Source organism: Mesorhizobium sp. M7A.F.Ca.CA.002.04.1.1 (assembly GCF_004022805.1).
GTDB lineage: Bacteria > Pseudomonadota > Alphaproteobacteria > Rhizobiales > Rhizobiaceae > Mesorhizobium > Mesorhizobium ciceri.
Genome location: NZ_RZPL01000335.1, coordinates 1 through 5,883 on the forward strand (window position 1 = coordinate 1; position 5,883 = coordinate 5,883).

The following is a 5,883-nucleotide window of genomic DNA, read 5'->3' on the forward strand; positions in this document are numbered from 1 at the left end:
CCCTCTGGATACGAGCCATCTTCTCGTCGCGCGGCACCTCGGCGCAGAGCGACAGCCAGGCATGGCAGAGAGGCGGCTGGAACAGATGCTCCTCGAAATTGCCCTCGATCACCGCATCCATGCGCTCCATCGGAGTCTGCGCCCGGCGAAGCCGCGCGATCACCGCCTGGCACAGGACGGCGTTTGCCTCACGCATCGCGTGCTCGAACAATTCCTGCTTGTTGCGGAAATAGTGCAGCACGATGCCCTTGGAGGCACCGGCCTGCGCCGCCACCTTTTCCAGTGTCGCGCCGGCAATGCCCTCGCGCTCCAGCACCGCGAAGGCCGCCTGCCGCAATTCCTTGCGGCGGATCTCACTGAGACGCTTGAGTTTCACGGGATCGGTCCATGCATTTCGAATCCACGTTGACATCTTCGTCCGTTCAGATCAAGAATTGACCCATGGGACAATAAAAAGACCAATTGGTCAATTTTACGGACGAGGAGAACCGAAATGTTGCGCATCCTTGCAAATGGCGTCTGCCTTGCCGGCCTCATGTTGGCCACTCATGCGGCCCAGGCGGCCGAGGCCGAAGAGTGCAAGACGGTCCGCATGGCCGAACCCGGCTGGAACGACCTTGCCTTCACCACAGGAGTCGCAAATGTCCTGTTGGAGGCGCTTGGCTATCAGCCGCAAAGCCAGGTGCTCGGCATCAACGTCATCTACGAGGGCATGAAAAACAGGGACCTCGACCTGTTCCTGGGCTACTGGGACCCGGCCATGGTCACCTATTACGAGCCCTACAAGAAGGACGGCTCGGTCGAGAATGTGCGCGTCAATCTCGTAGGCGCCAAATACACATTCGCCGTGCCGACCTATGTCTGGGAAGCCGGCGTCAAGGACATTTCCGACCTGCACAAATTCGCCGACAAATTCGGCAAGAAAATGTACGGCATCGAGCCCGGTTCAAACCAGTTGATGATGGACGCTATCGCCGATCCCGCCTTTGGCCTGGACGGCTGGCAGGTGGTCGAATCGAGCGAAGCCGGCATGCTTTCCGAGGTCGGCTACGAGATCAAGGAGAAGCAGTTCATCGTCTTCCAGGGCTGGGCGCCGCACCCGATGAACATGATGTACGACTTCAAATATCTGACCGGCGGCGACAAGTTCTTCGGCCCGAATTTCGGCGCCGCGACGGTGACGACGCAGGTGCGCAAGGGCTATCTGCAGCAATGCCCGAACGTCGCACAGTTCTTGAAAAACCTCGCCTTCGACATCGATTTCGAGAATGTCGGCATGGGTTATCTGATCAATGACGGCATGAAGCCGGAGGACGGCGCGCTGAAGGCAATCACGGCCAACAAGAGCCGTCTCGATGCCTGGCTCGCCGGTGTCACCACCTTCGACGGCCAACCCGGCCTTGCCGCGGTCAAGGAAAAGCTCGGCCTGTGAGGGCGGCGGTGCTGAATGCCTGCGCGAACCAGGACGGCTGGGCCGGCCGCAAGCAGTTCGTCACTGTCGGCAATCTCGACATCGCCTATGTCGAGATAACAGGCGCCGAGCCGGCACTGCTGTCGGTGCACGGCTTCACCGACACCAGCCGCAGCTTTTCGCTTCTGGCGCCCTATCTGGCCGGCCGCCGTCTGATCATGCCGGATCTGCGCGGCCACGGCGCCTCGCAGGCCGGCAAAGGCTGCGGCATAGCCGATTTCGCCGACGATATTGCCGGGCTGATCCTACGCTTGCGGCTCGACCGGCCGCTCGTCGTCGGCCATTCGCTGGGCGCCATGGTGGCCATCGCATTGGCAGGGCGACACAGGGAGCTGATTGGCGGGCTGGTGGTGCTGGCCGGCACGCTAAAGCCCGATTTCGCGCCGGATCATCCGCTGGTCGCGGGCGTCGAGGCGCTGCGCGACCCGATATCGCCGGCCGATCCGTTCTACGCCTGGTGGCATGCCTGCAGTCCCGACGTGCCTCCAGCCTTTCTCGCCGGCTTGGCGAGAGACGCGTCGGCATTGCCGGCGCCGCGCTGGCGCGCGATTCTCGAGGAAATCCGCAGCGCCGATCTGAGCGATGCGGCGCGGGCCGTGCAGGCCCGGACGCTGATCATCGCCGGCGCCTGCGACCCGCTGTTCGGCGAGGCGCACCAGCAGGCGTTGCAATCCGCTCTTGCCGGAGCCGTCTTCGTCCGGGCCGAGCGCTGTGGCCACAACCCGCATTGGGAAGACCCGGCCCTTGTCGCCAAGACCATCGTCGAGGCATTTGAAGTCTGATGCATGTCGCCCAAAAGTGGCCCCGGTTTTGGGAGAACGAAATGCACAAAAAAGGATCTATTCCTAAGCGCGTCGACGCGCTTTAGGAATAGATCCCGACCAGTGATTGCGATGTCGGCGACAGCCGCAAGGTCTCCGTGGGTTTGGTCAAGCCGGGTTGCGCGGCCCGCCACAAATCCTGCCATGCCGGCGAGGCGGCAAGCGCGGCCTTGTGGCGGGCATGCGCTTCTGTGCTGGCAAAACCCATGACGCTGATGAAGACGTTTTCGTCAGCCCGTACCGGCAGGCGCGGAAAATTGTTTTCGGCAGGCTCGGTCACGAACGCGGCGAGCAGGCGTGCGTCGGCCGTCATCAGGCACGCCGTCTCAATCTCGAAGCGGGTGGTGAAATCTGCCTCCGTGCCGGGCTGCAAATGATGAATCTCGATGACAACGATGCCGGTCAGCGGCCTGTTTCGAATGGGCTTTTCGTCGCCGGCCAGGCTTGGCCGCTGCGCCCCCGCAAGGTCGAAGCCGGCGCCCGGCCACGCCGGCTTGAGCAGCAGCACATCGTCGGAATCGATCATCGTCGCGTTGGCCGCATCGCGGTGCGCCGCCCAGACCGGCCCGCCATAGAAAGCGGCAAGAGCATTTTTCCGCGCATCCATGCTGTCGAAGCCGCGCATCCAGACGAACATGTCAGGCCGATCGAGATCCCGGAACTGGCCGATGATGGTCATGCCGGCGGCCTCCTGGCCCTCGATCAGCCTGCTGTCGAAGATGTCGATGAGCGTGTCGCGTTGGCCTGGCTTCAGCGTGTATTGCCGCAACTCGACGACAGGCGAGGCGAGCGCCGAGGGTTTCGGCGCGACGTTCTGGGGCAGGTTCATCCGGCATTCTCCAAAACAGGGTGATTGTCCTGTTTGTAAAACAGACCGGTTGTCCTGTTTTGTCAATATGCTAATGTCCGGCAATGTCAGCAGAGATGATCGCTCAACCAAAACCGCGCCCGGGAAAACGCATCAACGACCCTGAAGGCATGCGCAAGAAAGTGCTCGATGTCGCCGAGGACGCGTTCCAGGCGCGCGGCTATCACGCCTCCAGCATCGGCGACCTGATGGCGGCGGCGGGTGTCAGCGGCGGTGCGCTGCATCACCATTTCCCGACCAAGAAGGCGCTCGCGCTGGCGGTGATCGACGAGCGTGTGGCGGCAGCGGTCGAAGAGACATGGATCGCGCCGGTGCTGGCGGCGGCGTCGGCCCGCGAAGGCGTGCGCGCGGTGTTCGAGGCCGTGGCGGCGCAACTGGAGCAGCAGGGTTTCGTGCGCGGCTGTCCGCTCAACAATCTGGCGCACGAACTGTCGCTTGCCGACCCGGATTTCCGCATTGCCCTTGCCGGGATATTTGCCGGGTGGCGGCGCGCGATTGCCGACAAGCTGCATGCCGACCAGCAGGTGGGCAAGGACGAGGGCACGGACCCCGAACGCTTCGCCGCGCTGACGGTCGCCGCCTATTCCGGAGCGATGTCGATGGCCAAGGCCACGCAGGATGCCGGTGTGCTGCGGGATTGTCTGGCGGGACTTGAGCGAAGCGCGCCGTCGCCATCGCAGGGCGCATTGGCGGCCAGGCGACGCAACAGGATACTGCCACGGCCGGGAACCCCTTGACTCGCCGTGCTCTGGTTCAGCTACTCGGCCAGCGGCTTGATCGTCTCGTAGCCGTTGACGGATTCCGAACTGGTGCCTTCATCGTAGCGCCGCGCGAGCGCGGCTTGCAGATCTGGCGCATAGAGGGCGGTAAATGAATCCAGCGTCTCGCCGGCACCGTTCTTGAAGGTCTCCTTGACCGCCAGGACATTGTATTTGCACTCGCCCAGGCTGAATGTCTCCTTGCCCTTGACGACCAGGCTCAGCGTCTTGGTGCCCTTCGGCGGCTTGTTCGGCGACAGCTCGACGAACTCTATCGCGGCCTTTGTCCCCGCCTTCAGCGGAAACAGCTTTCGCAGATCGGAAAGCGGGATCATCGCCAGGCGACCGGTGTCGCTGTCGCGAAACACCTCGATCAGGCCGGCAAACAGATACTGGGTTTGCGGCGATTGCGATTCGTAGGTGTTGGCAACCGACATCATCCCGCCGGCCACGGGCCGAAATTCGCTCTGGATGCCGGGCCTCGCCAGAACGAAACCCTTTCTGGCGGACTTGACGTCGACGCAACCGGCCGCATGCGCAGTGCTCGCGCACAACATCGCGGCCAGGATCATGCAGATAGGTGCGGCTTTCATTTTTCGTCCTCCTCCGCTTGCGCAAGCGAGACATGCCAGACCCGTGGCATCATGTCGATGATGGCGCAGAGGCGCTGGACGACCGGCCGCTGTCCATGCTGAATCAGCGTATGATGAATCGCCGTTCGACTGCATCGCTTTCCCGACGCAACTTCCTGGCGCAGGCTGCAGGATTTGCCGCGGCCGGCGCCTTGTCGCGCCCGGCCTTCAGCCAGACCGGGCAACGCGTCCAGTCGATCGACGCCACTTTCCTGTTCATCGCCGATGTCCATGCCTGCCGCATGGCGAGCGGCTTGAGCCCCAACTGCCTGCAGGAAGGCAAGACCGACGCCGCGCTGCTGCGCAACGTGGCGGCGCTGAATGCGCTTGGCGACAAGGACTGGCCAACTGAGATCAATGGCGTCGCCACCGGCCTGCGTTCGGCCGGCAGGATAGGCACGCCGCTCGGCCTTGTCGTCGGCGGCGACATCACCGACGATGGCGGCGGCCAGATCACGCAGCCGAGCGAGGGCACCCAACTGCTCCAGTTCAGCCAACGCTACAGCCAGGGCGTCGGTCCCGATCGCGTGCACATGCCGGTTTATATCGGGCTCGGCAACCATGATCTCGACCAGAACGGCCCGCCGCACCATGTCGACTGGTATCGGCGCGAACTGCGCGACTATGTCGAGGTCAACCATCGCGCCGGCGTGTTCTTCAAGCCGCCGGTGCCGGCCACCGACTATGATGTCGACACCGACTGCTACTCCTGGGACTGGGGCGGCCTGCATCTGATCCAGACGCATCGTTTCGCCGGCGATACCGGCCACGGCGCCGAGAGCAGCCTGCCATGGCTGAAGCAGGATCTGGCGACCTATGCGGCGGACGGCCGTCCGGTCATCCTGTTCCAGCATTATGGCTGGGACACCTTCTCGGTGGAACGTTGGGATGCCGCCAAGCGGCACTTCGATGATGACGGCAGTGGTGCGCCGCATTGGTGGAGCGAGGCCGACCGGCAGGCGTTGCTGGCGGCGCTGAAGGGCTACAATATCGTCGGCATTTTCCATGGCCACCAGCACGAAACGCCGCTGATCTATCGCAGGGACGGGATCGACCTGTTCAAGCCGAAGGCTGCCTATATGGGCGGTTTCGCGCTGGCCAGGGTGACCAGCGACGGCATGGACGTGGTGCTGGGCGAGGCGACCGGCGATCACGGCGAGGTCGCCTTCACCAATGCTTTCAGCAAGGGTTGGAGCACCTGAAAAAGGCGGCCTTCGCGACCGCCTTTCCCTCGATAAAGCGCGTTTGCCGATGTCGGATCAGAGCGCCTTCTTGACCTTGTCCTTGACGTCGCCATAGGCCTTCTGCGCCTTACCGGCGGTCCGGTCTCCCG

General features: G+C 63.3%; 7 protein-coding genes. 4 read left to right on the plus strand and 3 right to left on the minus strand.

Going from position 1 to position 5,883, the window contains the following annotated elements; all coding sequences use genetic code 11:
- Positions 1-412: TetR family transcriptional regulator (locus ENZ75_RS18095; RefSeq protein ID WP_128278220.1), on the minus strand; the 412-nt coding region annotated here is incomplete at its 3' end.
- A gap of 81 nt (positions 413-493) precedes the next feature.
- Here ENZ75_RS18095 and choX point away from each other — a divergent pair.
- Both choX and ENZ75_RS18105 read left to right on the plus strand, forming a co-directional pair.
- Positions 494-1,432 (plus strand): choline ABC transporter substrate-binding protein, encoded by a 939-nt coding sequence (gene choX / locus ENZ75_RS18100; protein WP_013532407.1) that lies wholly within the window; start codon positions 494-496, stop codon positions 1,430-1,432.
- 8 nt (positions 1,433-1,440) lie between these two features.
- Positions 1,441-2,253, plus strand: a complete 813-nt coding sequence (locus ENZ75_RS18105) for an alpha/beta hydrolase (RefSeq protein WP_013532406.1) — start codon at positions 1,441-1,443, stop codon at positions 2,251-2,253.
- An 82-nt stretch (positions 2,254-2,335) separates the two neighbouring features.
- Here ENZ75_RS18105 and ENZ75_RS18110 read toward each other — a convergent pair whose 3' ends face one another.
- Positions 2,336-3,121: an NIPSNAP family protein gene (locus tag ENZ75_RS18110; protein ID WP_128278221.1), complete on the minus strand. Its 786-nt coding sequence runs from the start codon at positions 3,119-3,121 to the stop codon at positions 2,336-2,338.
- A gap of 149 nt (positions 3,122-3,270) precedes the next feature.
- Here ENZ75_RS18110 and ENZ75_RS18115 point away from each other — a divergent pair, with 149 nt between their 5' ends.
- Positions 3,271-3,897 (plus strand): TetR/AcrR family transcriptional regulator, encoded by a 627-nt coding sequence (locus ENZ75_RS18115; protein ID WP_164747190.1) that lies wholly within the window; start codon positions 3,271-3,273, stop codon positions 3,895-3,897.
- A gap of 20 nt (positions 3,898-3,917) precedes the next feature.
- Here ENZ75_RS18115 and ENZ75_RS18120 read toward each other — a convergent pair whose 3' ends face one another.
- Entirely contained in the window at positions 3,918-4,511 is a 594-nt protein-coding gene (locus ENZ75_RS18120) for a hypothetical protein (RefSeq protein ID WP_013532403.1), read from the minus strand.
- A 110-nt stretch (positions 4,512-4,621) separates the two neighbouring features.
- Here ENZ75_RS18120 and ENZ75_RS18125 point away from each other — a divergent pair, with 110 nt between their 5' ends.
- Positions 4,622-5,752: a metallophosphoesterase gene (locus ENZ75_RS18125; protein ID WP_063170195.1), complete on the plus strand. Its 1,131-nt coding sequence runs from the start codon at positions 4,622-4,624 to the stop codon at positions 5,750-5,752.
- Positions 5,753-5,883 lie beyond the last annotated feature (131 nt).

Excerpts from the sequence above, each read along its gene's own strand:
- choX (WP_013532407.1), top strand. The coding sequence starts at position 494 with ATGTTGCGCATCCTTGCAAATGGCGTCTGCCTTGCCGGCCTCATGTTG.
- ENZ75_RS18110 (WP_128278221.1), bottom strand. The coding sequence starts at position 3,121 with ATGAACCTGCCCCAGAACGTCGCGCCGAAACCCTCGGCGCTCGCCTCG.
- ENZ75_RS18115 (WP_164747190.1), top strand. The coding sequence starts at position 3,271 with ATGCGCAAGAAAGTGCTCGATGTCGCCGAGGACGCGTTCCAGGCGCGC.
- ENZ75_RS18120 (WP_013532403.1), bottom strand. The coding sequence starts at position 4,511 with ATGAAAGCCGCACCTATCTGCATGATCCTGGCCGCGATGTTGTGCGCG.
- ENZ75_RS18125 (WP_063170195.1), top strand. The coding sequence starts at position 4,622 with ATGATGAATCGCCGTTCGACTGCATCGCTTTCCCGACGCAACTTCCTG.